The following is a 14,132-nucleotide window of genomic DNA, read 5'->3' on the forward strand; positions in this document are numbered from 1 at the left end:
ACTTGCGGCCGAACGGGTGGCAGGGCCATGGTCTCGCCCACCCGGAGTGATCTACACCGTCGTCGCTCCCCGTGATGGGCGACCGGCTCCCTCCGGTCCGTCCGTTCGCTCCCCCGAGAACCTGAGGACTCGCATGACGAACAACGCACGACCCCGACACACAACCCAGGGGCGCGCGTCGCGCATCGCCGGGCGGACCGCGCTCGGCGTCCTGGGCGCACCCATCGCGATGCTCGCGGTAGCGGGCCCCGCGGGTGCGGCCACTCTCGACCTGGGCGGCACGTTCGACAACGACGCGCTGGACGTCCAGCTCGGCGCCAACGGCGTGTCGGTCCCGGGCCTCGACGCCCTCGGCGTCCCGGCCCTGCCGACCGAGCTTCCGTCCCAGCTGCCGATCGACGGCGCGGCCTTCGAGGGTGTCAACCTCGACCTGTTCAACGTTGGCGGCGCCGCCGGCATCGACCTCCCGGCGCTGCCGGCCGTCGACGCCGTCTCGCTCCCGGCGCTCCCCGCGCTGCCGAGCACCGGCGACCTGGCCCTGCCGTCCGTCGACTCGCTGCCGATCGCCGGCGCGCTGGCCGCGCTGCCGGTCGCCCTGCCGGACCTCCCGGCTGTCGGCAGCCTGCCGGCTGTCGGCGATGTGGCCCTGCCGTCGCTTCCGGCTGTCGGCGACCTGGCCCTGCCGTCGCTTCCGGCTGTCGGCGACCTGGCCCTGCCGTCGCTTCCGGCTGTCGGCAGCCTGCCGGCCGTTGGCGACCTGGGCCTGCCGGCCCTGCCGAGCGTCGGCGACCTGCCGTCGCTGCCGTCCCTGCCGGGCACCGACGCCCTGCCCTCGCTGCCGTCCCTGCCGGGCACCGACGCCCTGCCCTCGCTGCCGGCCCTGCCGGACGCCGTTGGCACCGTCACCGGTCTCGCCGGTGGCCTGCCGACGTCTGCCGCGCTCGACCTCGACAGCGTCTCGGGCACCGTCACGGACTCCCTGCCGGCCTCGGCGGACGTCTTCTCGGCCACGGACCTCGTCCAGGGCCTCATCTGAAACCGAGCACCATCCCGGTGACCGCCCTCCGCTCGCGGAGGGCGGTCACCGGTCTGCTTACTCTCGGCATGTGACGACCCACCCCACCACGTCCGGGCTCTCCGTTGCAGCCCGCGCCGCCATCCCGCCGTTCCACGTCATGGACGTGTGGGCGGCGGCGGCGGAGCGCCAGCGCACGCACGGCGACCTGGTCAACCTCTCGGCCGGGCAACCGTCGACGCCGGCCCCGCCTGCCGTGCGGGAAGCGGCGACCGCGGCGATCAGCGGTGAGGTGCTCGGCTACACCGTGACGCCCGGCATCCCGCCGCTGCGTACGGCGATCGCCGAGCATTACGCGCGCGCATACGGGCTCGACGTGGCGCCGGAGCAGGTTTTGGTCACCACCGGCTCGTCCGGCGGCTTCCTGTTGGCGTTCCTCGCCGCGTTCGACGCGGGCGATCGGGTGGCCATGGCTCGCCCCGGCTACCCCTGTTACCGCAACATCCTCACCGCACTCGGCTGCGAGGTCGTCGAGCTGCCGTGCGGCCCGGAGACCCGCTTCCAGCCCACCGTCGCGATGCTCGAGGCCCTTGACGAGCCGGTGAAGGGCCTGGTCGTCGCGAGCCCGGCCAACCCGACAGGCACGGTGCTCGACCCGTCCGAGCTCGCCGCACTGGCTGCCTGGTGCGAGGGCACCGGCGTCCAGCTCGTGAGCGACGAGATCTACCACGGCATCTCCTACGCCGGCTCGCCCGCGACGTCGTCGGCGTGGAGCACGTCGCGCGAGGCGATCGTCGTCAACTCGTTCTCGAAGTACTTCTCGATGACCGGCTGGCGGCTGGGCTGGCTGCTGCTGCCGCCGCGCCTGCTGCGCGCGGCCGACTGCCTCGCCGGCAACTTCACGGTCTGCCCGCCCGCGCTCGCGCAGCACGCGGCGCTCGGCGCGTTCCACCCCGCGAGCTACGCGGAGGCCGACTCTCACGTCGCCCGGTACGCGGTGAACCGCGAACTGGTGCTGGACGGGCTCGCGCGGCTCGGCGTCACCCGGCTCGCCCCGCCCGACGGAGCTTTCTACGTATTCGCGGACGTGTCGCACCTGACGGCGGATTCGATGGCCTTCACTTATCGCTTGCTCGCGGAGACCGGCGTCGCGGTGGCGCCCGGGATCGATTTTGATCCCGTGGACGGGGGCCGGTTCGTACGCCTTTCATTCGCCGGGGATGCCGACGACATCCGGGAAGCGATGTTCAGGCTCGAGGAATGGCTGCCGAACGCGCGCTCGTGAGCGTTAGGAGCGGATGCTCTGGTGCTCCTTGCACGGGTGGGAGGCCGCCTCCGCCGAAGATCGCCGTCCGGGGGGCATGAGCTGCATATTTGCAGGTCACGTCCCCATCGCGGCGATCATGGTCGGGCCCCGGCGCCCGATCTGCGGGAAGGTGTCCGACGTCAAGCGCATGGAGATATGAAGCGGGACGGGATCGGCCGAATGATGATGCGACTATTCGGGTTTTCGGCCGCGGTCGGCGAGTGTCAGATCTGGTTCGACGGATGGCAGGAGCAGCCGGTGGGTGCCCCTCGGCCAGGGTGGCTCCCGGTCGCTGGACTGCAAGGCTTGCCTAGTTCGCCGAGTAGCTCCTGAGCTGCGAAGGAAACTCGCCACCGCCGGCTGACCCGCCCGATACGGGAGATACGGGGGTTTACCGGAGTGCTTCGGGGAGCTCCGGTGCTTACGATCTTGACCATGATCGATTCGACTCCGGCGCGGCGGCGGACCGGGCTGGTGCTGGGGCTGGTGGGCATCGCCGCGGTGCTGGCGGTGGGCGGGGCGGCCACCGTGCGGGGGTTTACGGCCGCGGTAGTCGAGACATCCGAGTCGATGGTCTTCGACGCTCAGGTGCCACGGCTGACCGTCGACGTCGGCGCGGGGGATGTCACCGTCGGGCGGGCCGAGGGCGACCGCGTCGAGGTCACCCGCATCGTGCGCAGCCCGGAATCTGCGGGCCCCACGTTCACGGAGACGTCCACCGCAAACGGCGTGGCGCTCGCGGCGGAGTGCGTCGGCGCAACCTTCGGGCGGTGCAGCGTCGACTACGACGTCCGCGTGCCGGACGGGTTCGTGCTCGACCTGCGGTCGAGCTCAGGACGGGTAGCCGCGAGCGGGGTGGGGGTGGAGTCGGCGACGGTGCGGGCGTCGAGCGGCGACGTCCACCTCGCCGACCTGCGCGGGCCGGTGACGCTGGAGGTGAGCTCCGGCGAGGTCACGGGCGAACGGCTGGACGTGCCGACCTTCCGGGCCAGTTCGTCGTCCGGTGATCTCAGACTCGACTTCGCCACGGCGCCGTCGGCGGTCGAGGTGGATGTCAGTGCCGGTGAGGTGGACGTCGCGCTGCCGGCCGGCGGCACATACCGGGTGCAGGCCGAGACCAGTTCGGGGGATCAGTCGGTGAGCATCCCGACCGACGCGTCCGCGAGCAGCACGGTGCGCGTCCGCTCCAGCAGCGGCGACGTGAATGTGCGCCCGCGCTGAGGACATACGCTCCGCCGCATGGCCATACCCTCGCCGCCGGAGGAGCCCCGGATCGCTGCCTGGGACCGGCGCGTGGACTGGTGGCTCACCGGGCTTGCGGTCGTCTTCCTCGGCGCCTACGCGTGGCAGGTGCTCGACACGTCGATCACGCCGCTCGGCCGAACCGTGCTGGAGGTCGTGCTCACGGGTACGTGGGTGATCTTCGGACTTGACTACCTGGTGCGGATCGCGCTGGCCAGGCGCAAGTGGCGCTACGTCCGCACGCACCTGCTCGACCTGTTGATCCTGGCCCTGCCGATGTTCCGGCAGCTGCGGGCGCTGCGGGTCATCACGGTGATCTCCGTGCTCAACCGGCAGCTGCGCGGTGACTTCCGCGGGCGCGTGGCTGTCTACGTGTCGAGCAGCGTCGTCCTCGTCGGGTTCGTGGCCTCGCTCGCCGTGCTGGACGCCGAGCGAGGCGCCCCGGACGCGTCGATCACGACGTTCGGGGAGGCGGTGTGGTGGACGCTCACCACGATCTCCACCGTCGGATACGGCGACCGCTACCCGGTGACGATCGAGGGCCGGACGGTGGCGGCCTCGCTGATGGTCACGGGTATCGCTCTGCTCGGTGTGGTGACGGCGTCGATTGCTGCGTGGTTCGTCGAGACGGTCCGCCGGACGGGCGCCGGGGCGGCCGAGGAGATCACCGAGGAGATGGGGCAGGAGCTGGAGGAGGTCTCGGCGGACGTGGGCCGCACCGAGGTGCAGCTCGCGGCCGTGCTGGAGGAGCTGCGTGCGATCACTGCCCGGCTGGACCAGCTGGAGCGCGATCGACGGCCGACCTGAGGCCGCGCCCCCGTGCCGGCGCTCCGCCCGTCGACCCCGGCTCCACCTGGCCGATCCGATCGAGCGCCGTGGTGATGTCGGCGTCGCTGAGGTCGGCGTGAGTCATCAGCCGGACCTGGCCCGACATCGCGGACGCACGCACGCCTGCCGCGGCGAACCGCTCCAGCGTGCCCTCGAGGTCGGCCACCGCGACCAGCACGATGTTGGTCTGCGGGACCGCGGCCTGCCAGCCGCGCTCGCGCAGCCCTGCGGCGAGGGTGCGGGCGCGCTCGTGGTCCTCGTGGAGGCGACCGATCCGGTCGAGGGCCACCAGCCCGGCAGCCGCCACCACCCCGCCCTGCCGCACGCCGCCGCCGAGCATCTTGCGCAGCCGCCGCGCATCGGCCACGAAGTCGGCCGACCCTGCGACCACCGACCCGACCGGCGCGCCGAGGCCCTTGCTCAGGCAGACCTGCACAGTGTCGGCGCCGACGGTCAGCGCAGCGGGCGGCACTCCGAGTGCCACGGCCGCGTGCCATATCCGGGCGCCGTCGAGGTGCACCTTGAGTTTGGCCGCCCTCGCCGCTGAGACCACCGCCGCGTGCTCGTCGGGGGCCATCACCGCTCCGCCGGCCGCATTGTGGGTGTTCTCCAGGCACAGGAGCGTGGTGCGCAGCGCGTAGTACGGGCCCGCGGTTCCGGCGGCCCGCCGGACGGCCGTCGGCGAGACCTTGCCAGGGCCTGCGTCGTGCGGGAGGGGTTGCGGCATCCCGCCGGCCAGCCACGCCGCCGTGCCCAGCTCGTTGCTGAGGACGTGCGCGCCTTCCGGGGCGAGGAACGTGTCGCCGCGCTCGAGGTGGTGCATCAGCGCGATCAGGTTGCCCATCGAGCCGCTGGGCGTCCACATCGCATCGGCGGTGCCGAGCAGACCGGCCACGCGCTCCTCGAGCTCGCGCATCGTGGGGTCCCCGTCGAGGACGTCGTCGCCCACTTCGGCCGCCGCCATCGCGGCCCGCATCTGCTTCGTCGGACGGGTGACGGTGTCCGAGCGGAGGTCGACAGGACCGTCGTGGGCCGATCGCCGGGCTCGCGAGGTGGGTCGCACGGCCGCCGATTCAACCAGTCGGCGACAGGATGGTGGCGAGAGGGTCACAAGAAGATCACGATACTAGGCCGTTCGGGGGAACGGGGCTGCGGTGTGCAACGGGCTTCCCCGATCCTCGCGTCCTTCGACCGACGCTCACGGGAGGGAGGGACCGGCCGGGTGGACGAGCCCAGCGAGCGGGAGTTCGCCGAGTACTTCCGCGAGCGGCGCGATGCCGTGCGGCGCACCGCGTACCTCCTGTGCGGCGACTGGCACCGCGCGGACGACCACGCGCAGGCCGCGTTCGTCGCCCTGCACCGGCACTGGCGCCGGATCCGTGACCGCGAGGCGCTCGACGCGTGGATGCGGCGCACGCTGGTGCGCGCGGTCGTCGACGAGTCGCGGCGCCCGTGGCGGCGTGAGTGGGCGACCGCCGAGCCGCCGCCCGACCGCACGGGGGTGCCCTCGGCGTCCGACGCGGTGGCTACGCGGCACGTCCTCGTCGACGGGCTGCGGTCGGTGCCGCCCCGTCAGCGCGCGGTGCTCGTCCTGCGCTACCTGGACGGCCTGGACGTCGCGGGGACGGCCGCCGCACTCGGGTGCAGCGAGGGCACAGTGAAGAGCCAGACCGCGCACGGGCTCACGGCGTTGCGCGCCGTGCTCGGCGACGCGCTCGACGACCTGCGGCCGGCCGGATAGGGGAGGTGAGGGAATGACCGACGTCGACGACGACGACCTGAGCACGCTCTTCAGGGCCGCTGCATCCGACCCCGGTGCACCCCCGCCCGGCTTCGACCACCGGTCCGTCGTCGCGGCTTCGCGGCGGGTGACGATCCGCCGCCGAGCCGCGGTGACCGGCGTCGGTGTCGCCCTCTTCGCCGCAGTCGGCGTGGGAGGGATGATCGTGTTGCCGGCGAACCAGCAGGGCGGTGCGGGCGACGCTTCCACTGCCGCCGCGCCGATGATCGAGTCCGGTCCCGAGGTGCCCTTGCAGGCGCCCGCACCCGGCGCCGAGTCCCGGGCCGCGGCTCCGGAGAACAACAACGCGCGGCCTCCCGCTGGGCCGGGCGCGCCGGCCCAGGCCGCTGCACCCGATGCGGCGGTTGCAGGGGCAGCGCCGCTCGGGCCCGGCAGCGCGGAGTGCGCCGACCGTCAGGATCCGGCGCTGCGCGCGCTGGTGGAGCATGTGCTCCCCGAGGTGGTCGGCGCACCCGAGGCGGCGACCACGATGGAGTGCCGTCCCGCCGGGGAACGGGGGGTGAACGTCGAGGTCCGCGACGGCGCCGCCACCGGGCTCCTGACAGTCGAGTACCTCCCGCCAGGAGCCGCAGTGCAGGCGCCCGACGGCGCGATGACCGCACCGACGGCATCAGGAGGCACGGTGGTCGTCGCATCGCGGCCCGACCGCCCGGACGGCGAGGCGCCGCTGACGGACCGCCTGGAGCAGGCGGTGACCTACCTGGCCCCCCGCCTCTGAGGCCGACCGCACACACCGAGCACGGCAGGTGTGTGCCGTGCGGTCTGCCGCGCGAGAGACTGTGCGTGTGGGCACCGCAAAGGGCGAGCGGCGGCGGCAGGAGCTGGTGACGGCGGCCGCCGCGTTGCTGCGCTCCGGTGGTTTCGACGCCGTGCGGCATCGGGCGGTTGCGGACGTCGCCGGGCTGCCGCTGGCGTCCACCACGTACTACTTCGCCTCGCTGGAGGACCTCGTCACAGCGGCCGTCGAGCGCACGAGCCGCGACGAGCTGGCGGAGGGCCACGCGCAGCTCGACGCGTTGTCCGAGGGCGCTCTGGACACACCCGAACTGGCGGAGCTGGTGCTCGACCAGTTGCTCGGGCCGGAGTCGCGGGCGGGCGGCCTTGCCGCCGTGCTGCTGCGCTACGAGCGGCTCGTCGGGGCGGGGCGGCGGCCCTACCTCTCCCCGCTGATGCGCGAGCTGCGCGCCGAGCTGGACGCGCTGCTCGCCGAGATCCTGAAGCGCTCCGGGCGGCCGTTCGGCGAGACCCCGCTGCGCGACCTTGTCTCGCTGGTGGACGGTGCGGTGATCAGCGCTCTGATCGAAGCCGCCCCTGACCCGCGGGCCGTCGGGCGCGAGGTGCTGCTGCGTAGCCTCGGGGACGGGCCGTAAGCTGCACGAACGTGATTCCCAACGTGCTGGCCGCCCGCTACGCGAGCCCTGAGCTGGTCCGGCTCTGGTCACCCGAATACAAGATCGTGTTGGAGCGGCGGCTCTGGATCGCGGTGCTCAAGGCCCAGCGCGACCTGGGTGTGGCCGTCCCCGACGGGGTGGTCGAGGACTACGAACGGGTCGTCGAGCAGGTGGACCTCGACTCCATCGCCGCACGCGAGCGCGTCACCCGCCACGACGTCAAGGCGCGCATCGAGGAGTTCTGCGCGCTGGCCGGCCACGAGCACATCCATAAGGGGATGACGAGCCGGGACCTCACGGAGAACGTCGAGCAGCTGCAGGTGCGGCTCTCGCTCGAGCACGTCCGGGGCCGCACGGTCGCCGTGCTCGCGCGCCTCGCCCGAAGGGCTGCGGAGCACTCGGAGCTGGTGGTCGCGGGCCGCTCGCACAACGTCGCCGCGCAGGCCACCACCCTGGGCAAGCGGTTCGCTTCCGCGGCCGACGAGCTGCTCGTCGCATACGAGCGGCTGGAGGACCTGCGCCGGCGCTACCCGCTGCGTGGGATCAAGGGCCCGGTCGGTACGTCCCAGGACATGCTCGACCTGCTCGACGGCGACCCCGCGAAGCTCGCGGACCTGGAGCAGCGGGTCGCGGCGCACCTCGGGTTCTCGGGGGTGCTCACCAGTGTCGGGCAGGTCTACCCGCGGTCCCTCGACTTCGACGTCGTGAGCGCGCTCGTCCAGCTCGCGGCCGCGCCGTCGTCGCTGGCCATGACGATCCGGTTGATGGCGGGCGCCGAGCTCGCCACTGAGGGCTTCCGGCCGGGGCAAGTCGGCTCGTCGGCGATGCCGCACAAGATGAACTCGCGTTCTGCCGAGCGCATCAACGGGATGACCGTGCTGCTGCGCGGCTACAGCGGGATGGCGGCCGAGCTGGCAGGCGCCCAGTGGAACGAGGGTGACGTCTCCGACTCGGTGGTGCGCCGCGTCGTCCTGCCGGACGCGTTCTTCGCGATCGACGGGCTGTTCGAGACCACGCTCACCGTGCTCGACGAGTTCGGCGCGTACCCGGCCGTGATCGCTCGCGAGCTCGACCGCTACCTGCCCTTCCTTGCGACGACCGCCGTGCTCATGGCGGCGGTGCGGGCGGGCGTCGGGCGCGAGACCGCGCACGAGGTGATCAAGGAGCACGCCGTCGGCGTCGCGCTGGCCATGCGGGAGAAGGGCCAGCCGGACAACGACCTGGTCGCGCGGCTGGCGGGCGACGAGCGCCTCGGGCTCCCCGCAGGCGCCCTCGACGGGCTGCTCGCCGACCCACTGCGGTTCACCGGCGCGGCAACGGCGCAGGTGGCCGCAGTCGTCAACCGCGTCCAGCAGATCGTCGACGCCCATCCCGAGGCCGCCGCCTACACCCCCGGAGCCATCCTGTGAAGCTGCTGCACTCGGGCAAGGTCCGGGACGTCTACCTCGACGGGCCAGAAGACGGCGGAGATCTGATCCTCGTCGCGTCCGACCGGATCTCGATCTACGACGTCGTGCTTCCGACCGCGATCCAGGACAAGGGCGCGGTGCTCACCCGGCTGTCGGTGTGGTGGTTCGAGCGGCTCGCCGACATCGTTGCGCATCACGTCATCTCAGCCACGGACGTCCCGGCGGAGTTCGCCGGCCGGGCCGTGCGCTGCCGGCGGCTGGAGATGCTGCCGGTGGAGTGCATCGCGCGCGGCTACCTCGCTGGGCTCGGGCTCGAGGAGTACGAGAAGCAGGGCACGGTCTCCGGCGTGGCGCTGCCTCCCGGCCTGGTCGAGGGCTCCAAGCTCCTCGAACCGATCTTCACGCCCACGACGAAGGCACCGGTCGGCGAGCACGACGAGTTCATGACGTTCGACGACGTCGTCGCGGCCGTCGGGGCGGACACGGCAGCGCGGCTGCGCGAGCTGACGCTGGCCGTCTACACCCGCGGCGCGGAGACTGCGGCGCGCAACGGGATCCTGGTCGCCGACACGAAGCTGGAGTTCGGGCGCGACCCGGCAACCGGAGAGATCGTGCTCGCCGACGAGGTCCTCACGCCCGACTCGTCGCGGTTCTGGCCTGCCGACTCCTGGGAGCCCGGCCGCCCGCAGTTCTCGTTCGACAAGCAGTTCGTGCGCGAGTGGTCGCGCACGCTCGACTGGGACCGCACCCCGCCGGGGCCCGAGATCCCCGCCGACGTCGTCGCCGCCACCCGGGCGCGGTACGTCGAGGCGTACGAGCGGATCACCGGCGAGGAGTGGTGACAGGCGACTGACGCCGAGTCACCACCAGGCCATTCACCGACGGCCAACCCGAGTTCACGCTGGCGTGCGTTCATGGGCGCGTGGTCGCAGAGCTGCCCGTACCCCATCTGCTCGTGTCGCTTTCGGGGCTGACCGACGAGAACCCCGAGTCACTCGCGCGCGGCGCCGAGTTCACCGCCGAGATGGCTGCCCGCGGCGTGCCGCTCTCGCAACTGCTGCGGCCCCGGTCGGGGGCCGAGCCGCTGCGGGAGGACTCCGCACTCGTGCGATGGATGCATGAGCGCCGCTCAGCAGGCGACGCGGTCGTGTTGCACGGCTACGACCACACCGCCGACCCGATCGGCTCGTGGCACGGCTCGACGATCGCCCGGGTGGGCAGGCGCGCGGAGTTCGCCGCGCTGCCCCGCCACGAGGCCGGCCTCCGGCTCACCGCTGCCCGCCGCACGCTGACGGCGGTGGGGCTGCGCACCGACCTGTTCGTGCCGCCCCGCTGGCTCGCCTCGCCCGGCACGGTGGACGCGCTGCGCGAGCAGGGTTTCGGCGTGCTCGCGGACGAGAACGGCGTGCGCCGCCTGCGCGATCCGGACGCGCCCCTCGTGCGGGCCAAGGTGATGGGCTTCCGGGCGTCCGGCGAGCGGCACCCGCTGGGTGACGACCGCAAGGCCGCCGAGTCGTGGCGCTGCCGGGTGCTCGTGGCCGAGGTGACGAGGACGGTGCGCCGCGGCGGGCTGGTGCGCATCAACATCCGTGCGAAGGACCTCAAGCGCGCGTCGCGCCGCACCGCGGTGCTGGCGGCGGTGGACGCCGCGCTGGCACTGGGCGCGGTGCCGACGACCTACGGGGCGACGCAGCGGGCCTACGCCGCCTGACCGCGGCCGTCCATCCTCTGTCAGAGGGTGGTGGGCTGGGCGTGGTCCAGCACCTTCAGCGTCGTCGCCTTCGGCGCCAGGTTCTCGAAGAGGCGGTAGTAGATCTCCGGGCGGGACAGGATCGCCTGGTGGATCGGTACCGCCGCGGGCGGCGCGACCGCTCGCAGGTAGTCCACCGCCTCGGAGATCTTGAGCCACGGCGCGCCCGTCGGCAGGAACAGCACGTCGACCGGGCCGCTTGGGGGCGTGTACGAGTCGCCGGGGTGCAGGTGGGTGCCGTCCACAAGGTAGGCGTTGTTGGGGATCACCGGGATGTCCGGGTGGATGACGGCGTGGTCACCGCCGAGCACTTCGATCCGCGCTCCGGCCAGGTCGAACGCCGCGCCAGGCGACACCACCTCGTGCTCGATCGACTTCTCGGCGAGCTGGGTGGCCGTGCCGGAGTCGACGATCAGCCGGGCGTCCGGGTTGGCGTCCAGCAGCGGCCGGAGCCGGTCGGCGTCCAGGTGGTCGACGTGCTGGTGCGTGATGAGCACGGCGTCGAGCCCGCTGACGCCCTCGAACCCCTCCGAGAACACGCCGGGGTCGATCAGCAGCCGGGCGGCACCCGTGTCGAGCAGCACGCACGCGTGGCCGTAATGGGTGGTCTGCACCCCTCCACTGTCCCACCGGCACGATGTGATCGTGCAGTTGTGCTGGGGCAGGTGTCCTCCCCGCGCCTACGCTCCTGGGCTCTCCGTTCGCTCGACGAACGTCATAAGGCGTGTTCGGTTGACGCGTCGCTGCACGCTCCGGCGCGCCCCGCTTGATCGATGGCGCGATACATCGCCTGGGTTGCCTCTTCCCGCGAGTCAGCGAAGCCGTACAGCTCGGTAGCGGTCGCCTCGCGCCAGGCGTTCCACCACCAACGTTGCCGCCGATCGACATACACCACCCGGGTATCCCACCGCAGGGACGATGACCACAGGGGGCCAGGGACGTCACCCGGGCCGGTGCTCGCGCCGCTCACAAGGAACAGCCTTTCGGATTTCGAAAGATTCCGCAACTAGCGTCGATCGGGTGTCTGAGGACCCCGAGCGACTGGCGGAGCTGGCCCGCCTGCTCGCCCGGGATGTCCGCGACCTCTCAGACGATGAGCTGATCGAGGCAGCCCGCGCGTCGGGCGAGGTGACCAAGCTCGGCCCCGAGCGGACCGGCCGGCTGCTCGCGGAGCTGTACAGCCGTGATCGGTTGTCGTGGCCGCGCATCGCGGAACTGGTCGGCCTGCCGATGACCACGGTCTATGGGTGGGCTCGTCCGTATCTGCCGCCTGACCCCGGCGACGAGCGGTCTCCGCGCCAGGGGCGCAGCAAGGGCGACTGAGCCCACGCCCGAACCTCGAGCGGGGCAGCTAGCCGAGCAGGCCGGCCTCGTCCTCCGGGGTCAGCCCGGCCCGGCGCTCCCGGCGGCCCAGCCCGAGGGCGCGCTCGTGCTCCAGGGCGGCACGCGCGGTGTCGGCCACCGGGCGGCAGCGCAGGCCCGCTGCGGCGGCTGCGCTCGTGTCCCGCGCGGTCATGCCGGCGTGCGAGTCCGGGAGCCACAGCGGCAGCGACCGGGGGCCCGACCACGGCTGCACCTCGGCGGTCACGAGCGCGTCCGGTGCGACCGGGACGCGTTCGAGGCCGGGGGCGCCGACCGCCTCGGCGATCTCCTCCAGCACGGCACCGAGGGTCGAGCGCGGGCCGCTCGCGTCGAACGTACCCACCACGTGCTCCTCGCCGGACCGCACGATCCAGTCGGCGACGTCGAGCACGTCCACGATCTGCGCCGGCTGGCCGGGGGCGTCCGGCACCACCGCGCGCCCACCCCGCGAGAAACGGTTCGGCCAGTAGCCGAACCGGTCGCTGACGTCGTCCTGCCCGCAGAGCAGCCCGGCCCGCACGATCAGCGCCCGGTCGCCTGCGGCGTCGCGCACGGCGTTCTCCGACGCCACCTTGATCGCCCCGTACGCCTCCATGTCCGTGGTCTCGTCGGTGCGGGGCGCGAGGAGTTCGTCGTCCGGGCCACCGCCGATGGCGGACGGGTCGGCGTACACGCTGATCGACGAGACGAACGTCCAGTGGGGTGTGTTCGCGGCCAGCGCCTCGACGGCCGATCGCGCCCACCCGTACGACATCCTGGCCACGTCCACCACGGCGTCGAAGCGCTCGTCGCGCAGCGGGTCGAGGGCGCCCGGCTCGTTCCGGTCCACGGCGACCAGCTTCGCGCCGGCAGGCGTCCCTCCGGAGGCCCCACGCGCGGCGCAGACCACCTCATGGCCGCGTGCGACCGCGGTGGCGGCCACCGCCTTGGACAGGAACAGCGTGCCACCGAGCACCAGCCATCGACCCATGCGAGGAGCCTCACCGACGTCACCGGGTAGGGGCAACGATGTTCGCCGTACGCTTGATGACGTGGCAAAGGTCGTGGTGGACGTGATGCCCAAGCCTGAGATCCTCGACCCGCAGGGGCAGGCCGTCGCGGGTGCGCTCGCTCGGCTCGGGGTCGAGGGAGTCGCGGACGTGCGTCAGGGCAAGCACTTCGTGCTCGAGGTGGACGACTCGGTCGACGACGAGACGTTGCACCGGCTGGCCGGCACACTCCTGGCCAACCCCGTGATCGAGGACTGGGTGGTGACGCGCGCATGAGGATCGGCGTCATCACGTTCCCTGGCACCCTCGACGACGTCGACGCGGCCAGGGCGGTCCGGTACGCGGGCGCCGAACCCGTCGCGCTCTGGCACGCCGACCGCGATCTGCAGGGCGTGGACGCGGTGATCGTGCCCGGCGGCTTCTCCTACGGCGACTACCTGCGGGCAGGCGCCATCGCGAGTCTCGCGCCGATCATGAGGCAGGTCATAGCCGCCGCGGGCCGGGGCACTCCGGTGCTCGGCATCTGCAACGGCTTCCAGATCCTCTGCGAGGCAGGCCTGCTGCCGGGAGCGCTGGTGCGCAACTCCGGGCTGCACTTCGTCTGCCGCGACCTGCGGCTGCAGGTGGAGTCCACGGACACCCCGTGGACGGGCGGGCTGACCGCCGGCCAGGAGTTGCTCGTGCCGCTGAAGTCGGGGGAGGGCCGCTTCGTCGCCGACGCCGCCACGATAGACCGGCTCGAGAGAGAGGGCCGGGTGGTCTTCCGCTACGCGGGGGAGAACCCCAACGGTGCGCTGTCCGGCATCGCCGGGATCAGCTCCGCCGACGGCAGGGTGGTCGGGCTCATGCCGCACCCCGAGCACGCGATCGACCCCCTGACGGGTCCGTCGGCCGACGGGCTCGCGCTCTTCACGTCCATCGTGCAGACCGCCGCATCCGCCGCATAGGACGACGTGTCGCGGTCTCTCGTGCTGCGGACCCACCTGCGTCCCGACCTGCCGCGTCAGCCAGTCGCCTGCCGGGTGGGATCCGCGCCCGG

Annotated in this window: 16 protein-coding genes; 13 read left to right on the forward strand and 3 right to left on the reverse strand. The window is 72.6% G+C overall.

All coding sequences use genetic code 11. The annotated features are described in order from the left end of the window. The first annotated feature begins 133 nt into the window (after positions 1-133). The 4 genes from ABD143_RS02295 (at position 134) to ABD143_RS02310 (ending at position 4,370) form a co-directional block, all read left to right on the forward strand. Complete coding sequence (locus ABD143_RS02295; protein WP_343970479.1) at positions 134-1,036, forward strand: hypothetical protein; 903 nt, start codon at positions 134-136, stop codon at positions 1,034-1,036. 139 nt (positions 1,037-1,175) lie between these two features. Further along, positions 1,176-2,300, forward strand: coding sequence for a pyridoxal phosphate-dependent aminotransferase (locus ABD143_RS02300; RefSeq protein WP_343971581.1), 1,125 nt, complete (start codon positions 1,176-1,178; stop codon positions 2,298-2,300). Between the two features lie 456 nt (positions 2,301-2,756). Further along, positions 2,757-3,542 carry a DUF4097 family beta strand repeat-containing protein gene (locus ABD143_RS02305; RefSeq protein ID WP_343970482.1) on the forward strand — a complete coding sequence of 262 codons (786 nt, stop codon included), beginning with the start codon at positions 2,757-2,759 and terminating at the stop codon, positions 3,540-3,542. 18 nt (positions 3,543-3,560) lie between these two features. Further along, positions 3,561-4,370 (forward strand): potassium channel family protein, encoded by an 810-nt coding sequence (locus ABD143_RS02310; protein WP_343970485.1) that lies wholly within the window; start codon positions 3,561-3,563, stop codon positions 4,368-4,370. Here the strand turns inward: ABD143_RS02310 and ABD143_RS02315 are convergent. Further along, positions 4,324-5,454 carry a threonine aldolase family protein gene (locus ABD143_RS02315; protein ID WP_343970488.1) on the reverse strand — a complete coding sequence of 377 codons (1,131 nt, stop codon included), beginning with the start codon at positions 5,452-5,454 and terminating at the stop codon, positions 4,324-4,326. The two genes, ABD143_RS02310 and ABD143_RS02315, sit on opposite strands and share 47 nt — an antisense overlap. Positions 5,455-5,613: 159 nt before the next feature. On the opposite strand from ABD143_RS02315, the gene ABD143_RS02320 reads away from it, so the two are divergent. The 6 genes from ABD143_RS02320 (at position 5,614) to ABD143_RS02345 (ending at position 10,703) form a co-directional block, all read left to right on the forward strand. After that, entirely contained in the window at positions 5,614-6,132 is a 519-nt protein-coding gene (locus ABD143_RS02320) for a SigE family RNA polymerase sigma factor (RefSeq protein WP_343970491.1), read from the forward strand. Between the two features lie 13 nt (positions 6,133-6,145). Further along, positions 6,146-6,910 (forward strand): hypothetical protein, encoded by a 765-nt coding sequence (locus ABD143_RS02325; protein WP_343970494.1) that lies wholly within the window; start codon positions 6,146-6,148, stop codon positions 6,908-6,910. Between the two features lie 61 nt (positions 6,911-6,971). Next, positions 6,972-7,562, forward strand: a complete 591-nt coding sequence (locus ABD143_RS02330; protein WP_343971585.1) for a TetR/AcrR family transcriptional regulator — start codon at positions 6,972-6,974, stop codon at positions 7,560-7,562. An 11-nt stretch (positions 7,563-7,573) separates the two neighbouring features. Further along, positions 7,574-8,992, forward strand: a complete 1,419-nt coding sequence (gene purB / locus ABD143_RS02335) for an adenylosuccinate lyase (RefSeq protein WP_343970497.1) — start codon at positions 7,574-7,576, stop codon at positions 8,990-8,992. Beyond that, the gene (locus tag ABD143_RS02340; RefSeq protein ID WP_343970500.1) at positions 8,989-9,834 is read left to right on the forward strand and encodes a phosphoribosylaminoimidazolesuccinocarboxamide synthase; all 846 of its coding nucleotides are present in this window, start codon (positions 8,989-8,991) and stop codon (positions 9,832-9,834) included. The genes purB and ABD143_RS02340 overlap by 4 nt, the downstream gene beginning before the upstream one ends. A gap of 80 nt (positions 9,835-9,914) precedes the next feature. Then, complete coding sequence (locus ABD143_RS02345; RefSeq protein WP_343970503.1) at positions 9,915-10,703, forward strand: DUF2334 domain-containing protein; 789 nt, start codon at positions 9,915-9,917, stop codon at positions 10,701-10,703. Between the two features lie 20 nt (positions 10,704-10,723). On the opposite strand, the gene ABD143_RS02350 is transcribed toward ABD143_RS02345, so the two are convergent. Beyond that, positions 10,724-11,356, reverse strand: a complete 633-nt coding sequence (locus tag ABD143_RS02350; protein WP_343970505.1) for an MBL fold metallo-hydrolase — start codon at positions 11,354-11,356, stop codon at positions 10,724-10,726. A gap of 406 nt (positions 11,357-11,762) precedes the next feature. Here ABD143_RS02350 and ABD143_RS02355 point away from each other — a divergent pair, with 406 nt between their 5' ends. Further along, positions 11,763-12,065 (forward strand): hypothetical protein, encoded by a 303-nt coding sequence (locus tag ABD143_RS02355; RefSeq protein WP_343970507.1) that lies wholly within the window; start codon positions 11,763-11,765, stop codon positions 12,063-12,065. Between the two features lie 28 nt (positions 12,066-12,093). Here ABD143_RS02355 and ABD143_RS02360 read toward each other — a convergent pair whose 3' ends face one another. Then, entirely contained in the window at positions 12,094-13,074 is a 981-nt protein-coding gene (locus ABD143_RS02360) for an NAD-dependent epimerase/dehydratase family protein (protein ID WP_343970510.1), read from the reverse strand. 61 nt (positions 13,075-13,135) lie between these two features. On the opposite strand from ABD143_RS02360, the gene purS reads away from it, so the two are divergent. Together purS and purQ are read left to right on the forward strand one after the other, a co-directional pair. Next, on the forward strand, positions 13,136-13,369 hold the full coding sequence (gene purS / locus ABD143_RS02365) for a phosphoribosylformylglycinamidine synthase subunit PurS (RefSeq protein WP_343970513.1): 234 nt from the start codon (positions 13,136-13,138) through the stop codon (positions 13,367-13,369). Next, a complete protein-coding gene (gene purQ / locus ABD143_RS02370; RefSeq protein ID WP_343970515.1) occupies positions 13,366-14,040 on the forward strand; it encodes a phosphoribosylformylglycinamidine synthase subunit PurQ in 675 nt (224 codons plus the stop codon). Before purS ends, purQ begins: the two co-directional genes overlap by 4 nt. Positions 14,041-14,132 lie beyond the last annotated feature (92 nt).

This window comes from Pseudonocardia aurantiaca (assembly GCF_039526725.1).
Classification (GTDB): Bacteria; Actinomycetota; Actinomycetes; order Mycobacteriales; family Pseudonocardiaceae; genus Pseudonocardia; species Pseudonocardia aurantiaca.